Source organism: Xanthomonas dyei, from assembly GCF_002939865.1.
Taxonomy (GTDB): domain Bacteria; phylum Pseudomonadota; class Gammaproteobacteria; order Xanthomonadales; family Xanthomonadaceae; genus Xanthomonas; species Xanthomonas dyei.
The window spans coordinates 1-15,250 of record NZ_MDEE01000063.1 but is presented as its reverse complement, the minus strand read 5'-3'; the positions used below and the strand labels follow the sequence as shown (position 1 = coordinate 15,250).

Here is a 15,250-nt window from a genome sequence, read left to right as displayed (position 1 = left end):
AGCGTCGCCGAACGTCAGTTGCATGGATGATTCCTCAACACGAGGCGGGTAGTGTCGCGCATCTGCCGTGCTTTGTTCAGAGGTTCCTTAGGCTTCGACCGGCGGACTGGCGCGCCGGCTACGACCACAACTACTTGTACTCCGTAGCCTCAAGGTTGCCCTCTGGATCCCGGTAGGACCATATCCCTGTTTCTGAGCCGCGATCGTAATTTCCGCGGGCGGCAAGTTGACCATTTGAATGGTAATCAGACCATTCGCCGTGTTCGAGCCCGTGTTCGTAGCAACCTTCGGATGAGACTGGGCCGTTCTCGTGATACCCAACGCAGAGCCCATGCCGAACCCATCGCGTTCCGTCCCCCGACAGGTATCGCGCGTAGCGACTACGCAGCGCGCCCGACGGGTAATAGATCTCTGCGATATGTAGAACATCCGGGTCGCTCATAGACTGCCCTCGAGACCCAACACCACATTCAAGCCGGTCCCTCTTCGCCACTCGGCTTAACTCAGTCCTTGAGCGTCATTGACCGCATCCCCACGCACTAGGCCAGGTGCGTCTTGCGGAAGCCTGCGCCTGCCGCAACTGCAGCCCTGCCAAACGCCTCCACTGCCTACCAAGCTCAGTCGTAATTGCTCAGCGCCAGCGACAGCAGTGCCTTGGTCTGCTCGCGCAGCGAGACGGGTTCGACGATTTCCGCGTCCGAGCCGTAATGCAGCACGTCCATCAGTAGCTCGCGCGAGTTGCTGTACGGCAATTTGAGCTCGTAACGGCCGTCGGGCAGAAAGCGGCCCTGCTGCTTGGAGTGCCAGTGTTCGTCGGCCACCCAGCGCGCGGCCTTGGCGCTGAACACGATGGTCGCCCAGCCCTTGGGTGCGCCCGAAAAGATGCCGTAGCTGGCGGCCAGTTGCTCATCCAGCTCGCTGTCGGGCACATCGCGCGGGGCGGTATCGAGCAGGCGCGCATGATTGATGCGGTCCACCGCAAAGCTGCGCACGCCATCGCGACCATGGTCCCAGGCGTCCAGGTACCAGTTGTCGCGGTAATGGGTGATGCGCTGCGGGGACACGGTGCGCTTGGTCGATTCGTCGGTGGAGCGCGCGCGGTAATCGAAGCTCAGCTGCTTGCGCTCCAGCACCCCGGAGGCCACGGTGCGGAAGCTGGCTTCGTCCAGCTTGCGGCCCCGATGCGGAATCACCCGCACACGGTCCACCGGCCATTGCGAGACACCGGCCTGCGCCGCCAGCAGCCCTTCGATACGCTGCTGCAACGGCGCCAGCATCGAGGACAACACCCCGCCGCCGGTACGCGCGAGCAATTGCTGGGACGCCAGCAGGGCGTGCAGCTCTTCCGAACTCAGCCACAGGCCAGGCAGCTCGAAGCGATCGCTTTCGCCAGACAGATAGCGAAAGCCCGATTCGCCATCGCCTTCCACCGGCGCCATCAGCGCATCGCGCAGAAATGCCAGGTCGCGATACACGGTGGCGCGGGAGCAGCTCAGCTCATCCTGCAGCCGCGCCACTGTAACCGGGTAGCGCGCCGACTTGAGCAGGCGATGCAGGGAGTTGATACGTTCATAGCGGTCCATGCGCCGATTATGTCCGGTTCTTCGCGCGACGGGGTGAGCGCCGCTATGCACTCTGGTGCAGAACACGGCCCGTCCCGGTTGATCGGGTTGCGCCGGTCGCGAGGACGCCGTGCACGGGGCTGCGCGTCACTCGAAACCGAACACGACAGCACGTCATCTGCCGTCAGCGCCAGAACCGCCAATGAAGCGCGGCGTTCACCGGGTCATGACGTGCCGCACAGTCCGTTATCATGAAATCGCTTTCACCCTCCCGCCCTGCCCTCAAGCGAGCTGCCCATGTCCCGCCGTGCCCCGTTGTCTGCCCTGCTGCCTTTGTTGTTGATCACGCCCACCGTCTGGGCCCAGGCAGTTGCACCGACGCCGGTGGACCCTGCCGCTGCGCTCATGCCGTCCCCCTGGGGCGGTAGCAGCGGCGAGCTGGGCTATGCCGCTGCCCACGGCAACAGCACCACCGACAGCCTCAACGGCCGTGTGCGTCTGCGCTACACCGACGGCGACTGGATCCACAGCCTGGATGCCACCGCGCTGCGTTCGAGCTCGGAGTACACCAATACCAACGACGACGGCAGCACCGAACGCGAGCGCCAGACCACCGCCGAGCGTTACACCGGCAGCGCCGGCAGCGCGTTGCAGTTGGGCGAGCACCGCCAGCTCACCGCCACCGGCCGCTACGAGCACGACGACTTCGCCACCTACGATCGGCTGGCCACCTTCGGTATCGGTTACGGCACGCGCTTGATCAATGCCGACCGGTTCTATCTGGACGCGCAGGTCGGCCCGGGTATCCGCCGCGCGCACAACAGCGACGAAGACCGCAACGAGACCGGCCTGATCGGGCGCGGCGTGTTCGACCTGAAGTACACCGTCACCGACAACACCGACCTGATCAACACGCTGCTGGTGGAATCTGGCGAATACAACACCTACGCGCAGAACGATTTCGGCGTGCAGGTCAGCATGAACTCGCACTTCGCGCTCAAGGCCGCCTGGCAGATGCGCCACAACAGCGAGGTCAGCGACGGCGACAAGAAGACCGACACGCTGACCACGGTGAACCTGGTGTACACGTTCAAGTAAGCGATTGGGCGGTTGAGCGGTTGTAGGGCGAGGTTGGTCACGGGAGCGGGTTTATCGATAAAGCCCTCGCGGCCGGGTCCGCTCCTACGACGCGGTGGCGGCTGCCGGTGACGACGCAACTGCGCGCTCGTAGGAGCGGACCTGGCCGCGACGGGGCTTTCCCGGTAACGCCCTCGCGGCCTGGGCCGCTCCTACGATGCGGCCGCGAATCGGCGTTACAGCTCGGCCAATAGCTGGGCGGCGCCCTTGTCGAACAGGCCTTGCGCGACGCGGCGCCCCAGCGTTTCGGCGTCCTCGGGGCTGCCGTGCGCATCGGCATGGATCAGGCGTCCATCGCTGGCGCTGCCGACCATGCCCTGCAGGTACAGCCCCTCGCCTTCCCAGATGGCGAATGCGGCCACCGGTACGTGGCAGCTGCCGTGCAGGGCGCGATTCATCGCCCGCTCGGCTTCCACGCAGACGCGGGTGGCGGGCGCATCCAGCACGGCCAGCAGCGCGTGGATGCGCGCATCGTCGCCGCGGCATTCCACCGCCACCGCGCCCTGGGCCGGTGCCGGCAACCATTGCGGCGCGTCCAGCCGCGCACTGATGCGCGCGTCCAGACCCAGCCGCTGCAGGCCGGCGCAGGCCAGCACGATGGCGTCGTAGCCGCCGTTGTCGAGTTTGGCCAGACGCGTGTTGACGTTGCCGCGCAGGTCGATCAGTTCCAGGTCCGGGCGCGCGGCGCGCAACTGCGCCTGGCGCCGCAACGACGAGGTGCCCACCCGCGCGCCCAGCGGCAGTGCCTGCAGGCTGGCGTAGAGGTTGGACACCAGCGCATCGGCCGCATCGCCGCGGCCCAGGATCGCCGGCAGCACGAACGGATCGTCCAGTTCCATCGGCACGTCCTTGAGCGAATGCACCGCGCAATCGGCCTCGCCGCGCAGCATGGCCAGCTCCAGTTCCTTCAGAAACAGGCCCTTGCCGCCGATCGCCGCCAGCGAGCGGTCCAGTACTTCGTCGCCGCGGGTGCTCATCGGCACCAGCACCACCTCCAGGCCGGGATGGTGCTGGCGCAGCGCGGCGGCGACGTGTTCGCTCTGCCAAAGGGCGAGCGGGCTTTTGCGGGTGGCGATGCGGAGCGTGGTCATCCGGCCATTATCGCGGACCGGACCGGTAACTCATACATGACGCAGTTGATCGCGCAGGCTGGCCACGCAGCGCCGGCTCACTTCCAGGGTCTGCGGCACGTTGCGCAGCACGGCGTGCACCTGGCCATCGCCGCTGCGGCGCAGCTCCACCAGCTCGTCGCGGGCGACCAGGCAATTGCGATGGATGCGCACCAGCCGGTCGGCGAATTCGTCTTCCAGCGATTTGAGCGACTCTTCGATCAGGTCCTCGCCACGGGTGTGGTGGACGATGACGTACTTCTCTTCGGCCTGCAGGTAGCGGATATCGCCGATGGCGATCAGCCGCAGGCTGCCACGCAGGCGCGCGCACAGATGGGTGCGCAATGGCCGCGGTGCGGCGCCGGGTGCGCGCCCGGCCAGGAACGTGGCCACTTTTTCCAAGGCGGCGGCCAGGCGTTCCGGGCGCACCGGTTTCATCAGGTAATCCAGCGCGGCGGCGTCGAACGCCGACAGGGCATGTTGGTCGTAGGCGGTGCAGAACACCACCGCCGGTGGCGGCTGGCTCTGGCGTAGCAGCCGCGCGGTTTCCAGGCCATCGACCCCGGGCATGGCGATATCCAGCAACACCAGATCCGGGTGCAGGTGTTGGCACTGCTGCAGCACCTGCTGGCCGTTTTCGGCCTCGCCGATCACCTCGACCTGCGGATGCTCGCCCAGCAGCATGCGCAGGCGCTCACGCGCCAGTGGCTCGTCATCGGCGATCAGCACCCGCACTTGCGTGGCCGTCATGGACATCCCCCTCGCTGCAGTAACTCCCCGTCACGGCAGCGGCAATGTGATCTCGCAGGCATAGTAGCCTTCAGCCCAGCTGGCCGCCATCCGTGCCCCGGCACCGAACTGAAACGCCAGCCGGTGCGAGATGCTGGCTTGCGCATGCCCGGCGCCGGCAAGCAGCGGCAGCTGGGTTCCCGGTTGCGGGGCCGGGTTGACGATGCGGATCTGCAACTGGCTGCCGCGCTGACGCAGCGACAGATACAGCGTGCCGCCCTCGGGCATCCGCGAGACCCCGTGCAGCACCGCGTTTTCGACCAGCGGCTGCAGCACCAGGCGCGGCATCGGCAGCTCCCACGGCAACGGCTCCTGGCGGTGCCAGCGCACCTGCAGGCGCTCGCCCAGGCGCAAGGACTCGATGGCCAGATAGCGCTCGGCCAGCTCGCATTCGGCACGCAAGGTGGACAGGCCTTCGCCGGCGCCCAGCGCGGCGCGAAACAGATCCGACAGATCCAGCACCGCCTGCTCGGCCACCACCGGGTCGCGCCGCAGCAGGCTGGCAATCAGGTTCATGCTGTTGAACAGAAAGTGCGGGCGAATGCGCGCCTGCAAGGCGTCGGCCTCGGCACGCGCGTTGGCCTGCACCTGCGCTTCCCAGCGGTCGCTGACGTAGAAATAGCGCAGCGCCAGCGCGGTGATCAGCACCACCGTGGCCGCGCTGCCCAGGGTAAAGCGCCAGAAGCCGACCAATGGGCCAAGCGGCGCCTGCTCCAGTACGGCATACAGCGCGTGCACGATGCCGGCGCCCAGCATCGCCACCAGCGCGGCGATCAGCAGCGCGGCCAGCCCACCCAGCTTGGGCGGCAGCCGCGACAGCCCCGGCCGCAGCACGCACAGCAACACGGTGACCGCCAGCGCCAGCCATAACGCCAGGCCGCTGGCCGAGACGAAGCGCGACAAGGTGAGGCTGCGCGCGGCGCCGGCGTCGGGCACCAGGGTCACCACCAGCACCACCAGCTCGGCCAAGCCCAACATGGCGCCCAATCGCGGCAGCCGGCACAGGTCCGGCATCCAGGTGATCTGCGGGGCGCCGGTGGCCATGGGCTCAGGCGGCGGTGAAGCGCGCCTGCATCCAGTTGCGCAGCGCTTCGATTTCTTCCAGACAGACCTGATGGCCCATCGGGTAGGTCTGCCATTCCAGGGCAAAGCCGAGCGTGCGCAGGGCCTGCATGCTGGCCTGGCCGGCGGCGAACGGCACCACCGGGTCGGCGCTGCCATGCGCCATGAACACCGGTTGGCGGATGGCAGCCGGCTGCAACTGGCTGGCGGCCGCCGCCGGGTCCGGCAGGTAGGTCGACAGCGCGATCAGCCCGGCCAACGGCACGCTGCGCTGCAGGCCCGCGGCCAACGTCACCGCGCCGCCTTGCGAGAACCCGGCCAGCAGAATGCGCTCGGGCGGCGTGCCGCGGGCCTGCTCATGGGCGATCAAGGCTTCGACCTGGGCCACCGATTCGGCGATGCCCGCCTTGTCGGCGCGGCTGGCGAAATCCATGCCGACGATGTCGTACCAGCCGCGCATGCGCACGCCGTTGTTGATGGTGATCGGGCGGATCGGCGCATGCGGGAACACGAAGCGCAGCGCCGGCCACTGCGGGCGCACCAGTTCCGGCACCATCGGCGCGAAGTCGCTGCCATCGGCGCCCAGGCCGTGCAACCACAGCACGGTCCACTGCGGGTTGGGTCCGGTCTCGCGTTCGATCACTTCCAGCATCATCCAGCTCCGCTTGGGGGCCGGGCATTATGCCTTGCGCGCCGGTCACTTCCCGATCACCTGGACTCGAACGCGCCGATCACTCGGGGCGTGCGGCGAGTTGCCGGCCATGTGCTGCACGCGGGCCGCGCCCTGCGGCAATGCAGACGCTGCCGGTGCAGCGCCCGGTTGCGGCGACACCGCGTGGTTGGCGCGCAGCGGCCGCAGCGGGCTGGGTTCAACCGGCCCAGCAGGCGCCTACTCAGATCAGTGAGGGTTCCAGCGCGGCGGCGCGGCGCAGTTCCGACGCACGCACCAGCACCTTGGGCGGGTCGAGTTCTTCGGGGATGCAGAAGATGCCCGCACGGCGCAGCGCCAGACCGCTGCGACGCAGCGAAGTCAGCGCCACCACCGGGATCGACACCGCCATGCCCACGATCACCGGCGCCATCCAGGCGGCCAGCGACGGCGAGACGGTGTACGCCACCGCGCCCATGAACAGGCCGAACACGGTCAGCCCGCCGTAGCTGCGCACCAGCGCCGGCCACGACAGCTTGCCGTCGTCGCGCACCTGCGCATCCCAGCCCGAATCCTTGCCGGCCAGCACTTCGAACACGCCGCGCGACTGCAGGTACATCACCACCGGCGCCATCAGCGCAGCCAGCACCGTCTCCAGCAGGATGCTCAGCAGCGCGCGGATGGCGCCGCCGCAGGCCTTCATCTCGCGTGGGTTGAGTAGCAGTGCGATATAGCCCAGCAGCTTGGGCGCCAGCAGCACGAACATGGTGCAGATGAAGATCCAGATTGCATTGCCCTGGCTGCTGCCATGCCAGTAGCGCGCAGGCGAGAACGGCAGGTCGCCGGCCAGATCGATGCCGCCGCCGGCCAGCGGAATGCCGATGCCGATCAGCATCAACATGCCCCACATCGGCGCGGTGAAGTAATGGCCGATGCCGATCAGCATGTGCATGCGGCTGATCCAGTGCAGGCCCTTGGCGCTCACCACCTTGGCGTGCTGCAGGTTGCCCTGGCACCAGCGGCGGTCGCGGATCAGCAGGTCGGTGAGCGTGGGCGGGCCTTCTTCGTAGCTGCCCTGCAGGTACGGCACCATGTGCATGGCCCAGCCGCCGCGGCGCATCAGCGCCGCTTCCACAAAGTCGTGGCTGAGCACATGCCCGCCAAACGGCTTGCGCCCGCGCAACGACGGCAGGCCGGCGTGATCGGCGAACGCCTGGGTGCGGATGATGGCGTTATGGCCCCAGTAATTGCTCTCGGCGCCATGCCACCAGGCCACGCCGAAGGCGATGATCGGCCCGTACACGCGGCCGCCGAACTGCTGCATGCGCGCGAACAGGGTCTGCCCGTTGACCACCGCCGGCAGGGTCTGGATCAGGCCCACGTCCGGGTTGTTTTCCATGCCGGCGACCAGCCGCACGATGGTATCGCCGGTCATCACGCTGTCGGCGTCCAGGATCAGCATCTGCGGGTAGCTGCCACCGAAGCGGCGCACCCAGTCGGCCACGTTACCGGCCTTGCGCGCGGCATTGTCGGCGCGGCGGCGGTAGAAGATGCGGCCATGCCCGTCGACGCGGTCGCACAGCTCGTTGTAGACCAGTTCTTCGGCGCGCCCGATGTGATCGCGGGTGGTGTCGCTGAGCACGAAGAAGTCGAAGTGCTCCAGCTGGCCGGTTTCGGCCACCGATTCGTAGATGGCCTGCAGGCCGGCCAGCAGGCGGCGCGGGTCTTCGTTGTAGGTGGGCATCAACAACGCGGTACGCGAACTTAGCGTGGGCAGCGGTTGCTCGGGGTCGATGCCGAGCTTGCGCCCGGCGCGCGCCACCACGGTGATGAAACCGGCCACGGCGCTGGCAAAGGACATCGCGATCCACGCGAACAGCAGCACGAACAGGCCAAGCAGGCAGCCTTCCAGCACGCTGACGCCATCGGGCCACAGCACGCTGAGCATCACCCACACCGCGATGGCGGTGGTGGCGAAGGTGCCGCCGATCAAATAGAAACGCCGCACGCCGATGCCGACCGGCGAGGTGCGCTGATGGCGCACCTGCAGGCTGCCTTGGCGCAGGTTCTGTTCGGGCATCGCCAACGGCGCTTCCGGCGGCAGCGTGGGCTGGCCGGCGTCGAGGGCGGAGGTGGGGGGGAGTGCGGTTGGTGCGGGGGGAAGGGTCACGGTGCCGTCCATCAAGGCTGCCCGTCGCACGCGTGCGACAGTGCGGACTGCAGCGGGAGGTCCATCCCCGCCACGCGTAGCGATCTTGCAAAGCGCATCGCACGGGCAAGGTGCCCGGCGGCGTGCGACCAGGTCGCGGTATTGGCAGCTATGAAACCACTCCGATGCACAAACTCTCCTGGCGGCGACGCGACGTCGCGGCTCATCCTAAAGAATCGACCGTTAAAGGAAACGAAGGCCATCGTGCAGTCTTCGCCCCTCCCGACGAGGACCGCGCGGCAGACTACGCGCTAACGACCGAACGCAACCCCAACAGATTGCAGCCTGAGAGGCGCGCTGTCACGGGCAGCGTGCCCCGCTTTAAAGTCAGGCAACTGCAAATGATGTGCCAGGAAATGCAATCGGCTGCAGCGCCACTGTACTGGCGCTGGAGTTCATGGCAATGACGCTGACCGAAATGCAAAGACACGGCCACCTCATGGTCGATGGGAATAAGCGATACGGCTCCTGCAGCGACGTCGTGCAGGCTGTGAACGCTGCGTCCTGCGCACTTCAAGTGTTTTGAGACAACCGGATTTTGAGGCGGTGCGACGTTCAGATGCGATCGAACGCTTGGCGATTCGAGTGCGCGGCGCTCTCACCGCTCGCGGGACACGCCGTAAACCCGTCCATGGGGGCTCGATGGCGGCATCCATGCCGCCAACGGTCCCGCAAGCGGTCAGGACACCGCACCAGAAAATTTGTCGGTAGTTTTGTTGAAGAACGAAACCATCGCGTCGCGCTATTTCGAGGATTGCTGGTTGCTGTGCCGAAACCCTGGACACCGATCAACGCGACTGGCCCTTGCCCGCTAACCGTCGCGGGACCCTTGGCGGCATGGATGCCGCCGAGAGCGCCCACAACGCCGCCTGACCGCCACGACGGAGTTTGGCTAGCCGTTGTTACTTGCGCGCTGCTTCGCTGGCATCGCGGGTGGCGCGGAATTCCGAATCGCCGCTCCAGTTCGGCCACTGGCGCGAATCGGCCAACTGCTGGCCCAGCGTGTAGAGCACGCCCAGATCGCGCGCGGCACCGGCGAAGGTCCAATCCGGCTTCCACTCATCGCCTTGCTGGTGATAGCGCTTGGCGGTGTAGTCGTCCGACGCCGCCTTGCCTGCAGCAATGCCGCCCACTTCCCAATCCTGCCCGGCCGCGTACGACAGCGCCGGCACACCGCGCTTGGCGAAGGAGAAATGATCGGAGCGGAAAAAATAGCCCGCCTGCGGCTTGGGGTCTGGCGTGTAGCGCAGCTTGGATTGCGCCGCCACGGTCTTGAGCTGATCGAGCAATTCAAGCTTGGCGGTGCCATAGATACCGAAATCGCGCGAAGGCACGAACGGGCTCATGCCGTCCATATTGATCACCGCCACCGTGGTGTCCAGCGGATACAGCGGTTTGGAGGCGTAGAACTCCGAGCCCAGCAGGCCCTTTTCTTCGGCCGTGACGGCCAGGAACACCACCGAGCGCTCCGGCTTGGGCCCGCTGGCAAACCCGCGCGCCAGCTCCAGCAACGCCGCCGTGCCGCTGGCGTTATCCAGCGCGCCGTTGAAGATGTTGTCGCCACGCGCGTCCGGCTTGCCCACGCCGATATGGTCCCAGTGCGCGCTGTAAATCAGCGTCTCATCGGGGCGTTTGCTGCCTTCCAGGCGCGCGACCACGTTGTGCGAGGTGATCACGTCGGACTTGACCTGGTAGCTGGCGCTCAGGCCCTGGCCTTTGAGCTCGACCGGCTTGAAGCCGCGGGTCTGCGCCTGCTTTTTCAACGCATCGAAGTCCAGCCCGGCACGCTTGAACATCGCGATGGCCAGATCGCGCTGGATCCAGCCTTCCACGGTGGGATGCGCGGCGCGTGGGTTGTCGCGCACCACGTCGAACATGCTGTTGGTATTGGAGCTGGCCACGGTGTCCCAACCATAGGAGGCCGGCGCGGTTTCGTGCACCACCAGCACGCCGAGCGCGCCCTGACGTGCGCCTTCTTCGTACTTGTAGGTCCAACGACCGTAATAGGTCATGCCGGCGCCATCGAAGGCGCCCTTGCCGGTGTCGAAGTCCGGGTCGTTGATCAGCACTACCGCGATCTTGCCTTTCAGATCCACGCCCTTGAAGTCGTCCCAATCGCGCTCCGGCGCCTTGACCCCATAGCCGACGAACACCAGCGGCGCGTTGGCGATGTCGACCTTGGACGAACCATCCAGCGCGGCGCGGATGGCGATCTCCTTGCCTTGCGTCAGCGCCTGCGGCTTGCCGGCATTGGTCAGCGCAAGCGTCGGCGTACCGACGATATCGGCGCGGCGCAACGGCACTGCCTGGGTCCACAGGCGCTTGCCATCGTTGAGATCGCCGCCGGGCTGCAGGCCCGCGTCGGCGAACTGCTTGCTCAGATAGGCGATGGTTTTTTCTTCGCCGGCAGTGGCCGGGCCGCGGCCTTCGTAGGCATCGGAGGCCAGCTCCTTGACGTCGCGCGAGATGCGCGCGCCATCGAAGGTCGGCGCCTGCGCCATCAGCGCGGTCGAGACCGCCATTGCCAAGAGTCCCACGGCAAGTCGCTTCATTGCATACCCCAGATATCAGACAGCCCTGGAGTGTAGCCACCCGCGCGTGCAAGCGGCGGCATGCCGCGGGATTGCCGCCTGCGATGGCCGCGCTGCGCCGGACCGGCTGTCGGCACGTCTACACGCGCTAGGGCTAGGGCGATGCGCGCGCTTAAAACAGGTCCACGCTGCCGGTCTGTTGCATGGTCTGCAGCAATTGCCCGCTGGCGATCAGCTCGGCGTACACCACGGCGCGATTGCGGCCGTGCTGCTTGGCCCAGTACAGCGCCTTGTCCGCTTCGTCCAGCTGCTGGCTGATCAGGCGCCCGTGCGTCAGCTCCACGATGCCGGTGCTGAGCGTGACCTGCCCGACCTGCGGGAACACATGCTCGGCAACGGCAAGACGAAACCGCTCGAACAGGCTGATCGCAACATCGCGCTCCACGCCACGCAGCACGATCACGAATTCTTCGCCGCCGAAGCGGAACAGCAGATCGTCCTGACGGAACGCGCGCTGCATCAATTGCGCGACCAGCAATAGCACTTCGTCGCCATACAGATGACCGAACGTGTCGTTGACACGCTTGAAATGATCGATATCCACAATGCCCAGCCAGACGCTTTCGTTGGCCGGCGTCTCTGCCCCGCCTGCGAACAGCCGCAGCACCACATCGTCGAAGGTCTTGCGGTTCCGCAGGCCGGTCAAGGCGTCGCGCTGCGCATCGTCGAGCAGGCTGCGGTAATTCTGGAAGAAGCGTGCAAAGCCCTGCAGCATCGCCTGTTCGGCGGCACCGGGCGGGCGTGCACCGCCCACCCGCAGGCAGGTGCGGATACCGCGCGCTTCCATCATCGGATAGACCAATAGCGCCTGGCCATCCTGCTGCAGGTGCACCACATCGCCGGGGCCATGCACATCGACCAGCTGGGCGCGCATCTGCGCATCCTTGAGCTCGGCCACCGTCAACGACAAGCGGCCGTCGTCGTGCAGGCGGGTTTCGGCCATGGTGCGGCCATCCGGGGCGATGCGCAGCAGCGACAGCTCTTCGGCGGTGCAGAGCTCGCGCATGGTGCGCAACAGGCTCAGATCGAGCAGATCGGCATCGCGGATGGCGGTCATATCCACCATCCGTTCCAGCAACGGCGTGGCGCTCATTGATCGCGCAGCCGGTACGCAGGCGCAGGAACGCCTTGCCGCACACGGCGGGCTGGCGGACAACTGGTGTGGCAACGCGCAGGCTTCACGACAACGACCGACAGTCACGATACCGGTGCATCGGCGCCCCAACCGCAAACTTGAGGTCGGGTGGCCGGCCACGCTCAGCGCGCGGGCAGCCGCCGCTGGCAGCAGACACAAACGCCCGCGACGCCCGCGGGGACGGCTGTCCTTGATTGCTCAGGGCAGCGCGGATTCCAGCGCGTCCTCGCCCAGTGCATGCCGCTGCATCAGCCGGCGGCTGCCGGCATTCAGGCCCTTGACCTGCACGTCCAGATCGTGGTGCCGCAACCGCTGCACCACCTTGTCCAGCGCCGCCACGGCGGTGATATCCCAGAAATGCGCGCGGCCGACGTCGATCACCACGCCGCGGCCGGGCACCTCGCGCGCGTCGAAGGCGTCGATGAACACATCGGCCGAGGCGAAGAACACCTGCCCGCGCACGTTGTAGGTGCGCACGTCATCTGCGCCATCGGTGTGGGCGATCTGCAGCAGCCCGGCCACCTTGAAGGTAAAGAACACCCCGCTCAGCACCACGCCCACCGCCACGCCGGCAGCAAGATTGTGGGTCACCAGGGTCACCGCCACCGTGGCCAGCATCACCACGCTGGAGGTGCGCGGGTGAGTGATGACGGTGCGCAGCGAGCGCCAGTCGAAGGTCTCGGCCGACACCATGACCATGATGGCCACCAAGGCCACCACCGGCACCTGCGATACCCACGGCTTCAGCAACACCATCAGGATCAGCAGAAACACGCCGGCGAACAAGGTCGACAGCCGGCCACGGCCGCCGTACTTCACGTTGCCAACGGTCTGGCCGATCATGCCGCAGCCGGCGATGCCGCCGAACAAGCTGGCGGCCGTATTGGCGATGCCCAGCCCGGTGCACTCGCGGTTCTTGTTGCTGGGGGTATCGGTAAGTTCGTCGACCACCCGCGCGGTCATCAGCGATTCGAGCAGGCCCACCATGGCGATGGCCAATGCCGGCAAGGCGATGATGCGCAACGTTTCCAGCGTCATCGGCACCGCCGGCCATTGCAGGAACGGCAGCGCATTGGGCAGTTTGCCCAGATCGGCCACGGTCTTCAGCGGCAGGTGCAGGGCGCTGCCGGCGATGGTCAGCAACAAGATGCACAGCAGCGGCGAGGGAATCGCCGACAGGCCGGGCACGCGCAAGCGCGGCAGCCCGTAGATGATCGCCAGACCCACACCGAGCATGGCCCAGGTGGTGAGGTTGGCGCCCAGCAGATGCGGCAGCTGCGCGGCGAAGATCAGCACCGCCAGCGCATTGACGAACCCGGTGCGCACCGAACTGCTGACAAAGCGCATCAACACGCCCAACCGCAGCAGCCCGAACAGGATCTGCACCGCGCCGGCCAGCAGCCCGGCCGCCAGCAGATACGGCAACCCGTGCGCCGCCACCAGCGGTGCGGCCACCAGCGCCACCGATCCGGTCGCAGCAGAAATCATCGCCGGGCGTCCGCCGCAAAACGCAATCACGATGCCGATAACGAATGAGGCGAACAGCCCGACCTGCGGATCGACGCCCGCCACGAAGGCGAACGCAATCACTTCGGGAATCAAGGCAAATGTGGCGACCGCACCGGCCATCAGTTCGCGCGCGGGAGAAGCGCGCCATTGCGCCAGTTCGGCACGCAGCAAAGACATTGGGGGACACTCCGGGGACAAGAAGGACAGCCTGCGGACAGTGCGCAGCGGCAATAGTGTGCGGGAAAGCGACCGCGCCCGCAGCCCGCCTGTGATCCGTGCGCCAATGCGCCTTTCTGTGGCTGCGATCACGCCGCGCGACGCGGGCGCAGACCAAGATGCCCCCCTCACCGCGCTCGGGTGTCGAGCTCGGTTATCTAGGGAGATCACCATGTCCATTTTCAGGACCGCAAGTACACTCGCACTTGCCACCGCGCTGGCCTTGGCCGCCGCGCCGGCATTCAGCTATTCCATCAGCAACAACAAGATCGTCGACGACAGCGGCAAGGTCGTGCAGCTCAAGGGCGTCAACGTGTTCGGCTTTGAGACCGGCAACCATGTCATGCATGGCCTGTGGGCGCGCAACTGGAAGGAGATGATCAACCAGATGCAGGGCCTGGGCTTCAATGCCGTGCGCCTGCCGTTCTGCCCGGCCACGCTGCGCAGCGACACCATGCCCAGCAGCATCGACTACGGCCGTAACGCCGACCTGCAGGGCCTGACCTCGCTTCAGATCCTCGACAAGGTGATCAACGAATTCAACGCGCGCGGCATGTACGTGCTGCTGGATCACCACACCCCCGATTGCGCCGGCATTTCCGAGCTCTGGTACACCGGTTCCTACACCGAAGCACAGTGGCTGGCCGATCTGCGCTTTGTCGCCAACCGCTACAAGAACGTGCCGTATGTGCTCGGCCTGGATCTGAAGAACGAGCCGCACGGCGCCGCCACCTGGGGCACCGGCAACGCCGCTACCGACTGGAACAAGGCCGCCGAGCGCGGTTCGGCCGCCGTGCTGGCGGTGGCGCCGAAGTGGATCATCGCGGTGGAAGGCATCACCGATAACCCGGTGTGCTCCACCAACGGCGGCATCTACTGGGGCGGCAACCTGCAACCGCTGGCCTGCACCCCGTTGAACATTCCGGCCAACCGTCTGCTGCTGGCGCCGCACGTGTACGGCCCGGACGTCTACGTGCAGTCGTACTTCAACGACAGCAACTTCCCCAACAACATGCCGGCCATCTGGGACCGTCACTTCGGCCAGTTCGCCGGCAAGTACGCGTTGCTGCTCGGCGAGTTCGGCGGCAAGTACGGCGAAGGCGATGCACGCGACAAGGTGTGGCAGGACGCGCTGGTGAAGTACCTGCGCAGCAAGGGCATCAACGACGGCTTCTACTGGTCGTGGAACCCTAAGGAAGGTCTGAATAACGATGCCTGAGAGGGCAGAATGTCCGCATCGTTCCGGAGAATCGCGTTTGGATCTTCGGAGTTTCGCCATTTC

11 protein-coding genes and 1 pseudogene are annotated in these 15,250 nt (G+C 66.5%); 2 read left to right on the top strand and 10 right to left on the bottom strand.

Annotated elements, in window-relative coordinates:
- Positions 1-130: 130 nt before the first annotated feature.
- Both XdyCFBP7245_RS24950 and XdyCFBP7245_RS22135 read right to left on the bottom strand, forming a co-directional pair.
- Entirely contained in the window at positions 131-442 is a 312-nt protein-coding gene (locus XdyCFBP7245_RS24950; RefSeq protein ID WP_104617525.1) for a toxin-antitoxin system YwqK family antitoxin, read from the bottom strand.
- Positions 443-617: 175 nt separating this feature from the next.
- Positions 618-1,583 (bottom strand): helix-turn-helix transcriptional regulator, encoded by a 966-nt coding sequence (locus XdyCFBP7245_RS22135; protein ID WP_104617524.1) that lies wholly within the window; start codon positions 1,581-1,583, stop codon positions 618-620.
- Positions 1,584-1,859: 276 nt separating this feature from the next.
- Here XdyCFBP7245_RS22135 and XdyCFBP7245_RS22130 point away from each other — a divergent pair, with 276 nt between their 5' ends.
- Positions 1,860-2,660, top strand: coding sequence for a DUF481 domain-containing protein (locus tag XdyCFBP7245_RS22130; protein ID WP_104617523.1), 801 nt, complete (start codon positions 1,860-1,862; stop codon positions 2,658-2,660).
- Positions 2,661-2,875: 215 nt separating this feature from the next.
- Here the strand turns inward: XdyCFBP7245_RS22130 and hemC are convergent, their stop codons facing one another.
- From hemC to XdyCFBP7245_RS22085, 8 genes are all read right to left on the bottom strand, one after another.
- Positions 2,876-3,790: a hydroxymethylbilane synthase gene (hemC, locus tag XdyCFBP7245_RS22125; protein ID WP_104617522.1), complete on the bottom strand. Its 915-nt coding sequence runs from the start codon at positions 3,788-3,790 to the stop codon at positions 2,876-2,878.
- A 30-nt stretch (positions 3,791-3,820) separates the two neighbouring features.
- Positions 3,821-4,558: a LytR/AlgR family response regulator transcription factor gene (locus XdyCFBP7245_RS22120; RefSeq protein ID WP_170068754.1), complete on the bottom strand. Its 738-nt coding sequence runs from the start codon at positions 4,556-4,558 to the stop codon at positions 3,821-3,823.
- A 30-nt stretch (positions 4,559-4,588) separates the two neighbouring features.
- A complete protein-coding gene (locus XdyCFBP7245_RS22115) occupies positions 4,589-5,641 on the bottom strand; it encodes a sensor histidine kinase (RefSeq protein ID WP_055850527.1) in 1,053 nt (350 codons plus the stop codon).
- A gap of 4 nt (positions 5,642-5,645) precedes the next feature.
- A complete protein-coding gene (locus XdyCFBP7245_RS22110) occupies positions 5,646-6,314 on the bottom strand; it encodes an alpha/beta hydrolase (protein ID WP_104617520.1) in 669 nt (222 codons plus the stop codon).
- 238 nt (positions 6,315-6,552) lie between these two features.
- Positions 6,553-8,490, bottom strand: a complete 1,938-nt coding sequence (mdoH, locus tag XdyCFBP7245_RS22105; RefSeq protein WP_104617519.1) for a glucans biosynthesis glucosyltransferase MdoH — start codon at positions 8,488-8,490, stop codon at positions 6,553-6,555.
- 929 nt (positions 8,491-9,419) lie between these two features.
- Positions 9,420-11,069, bottom strand: coding sequence for a M28 family metallopeptidase (locus XdyCFBP7245_RS22095; RefSeq protein ID WP_104617517.1), 1,650 nt, complete (start codon positions 11,067-11,069; stop codon positions 9,420-9,422).
- Between the two features lie 151 nt (positions 11,070-11,220).
- Positions 11,221-12,201, bottom strand: coding sequence for a GGDEF domain-containing protein (locus XdyCFBP7245_RS22090; protein WP_170068753.1), 981 nt, complete (start codon positions 12,199-12,201; stop codon positions 11,221-11,223).
- 240 nt (positions 12,202-12,441) lie between these two features.
- Entirely contained in the window at positions 12,442-13,929 is a 1,488-nt protein-coding gene (locus XdyCFBP7245_RS22085; RefSeq protein ID WP_104617516.1) for a SulP family inorganic anion transporter, read from the bottom strand.
- A 211-nt stretch (positions 13,930-14,140) separates the two neighbouring features.
- Here XdyCFBP7245_RS22085 and XdyCFBP7245_RS22080 point away from each other — a divergent pair.
- Positions 14,141-15,169 (top strand): annotated as a pseudogene (locus tag XdyCFBP7245_RS22080) (glycoside hydrolase family 5 protein); the annotation flags it as partial.
- Positions 15,170-15,250: the final 81 nt, after the last annotated feature.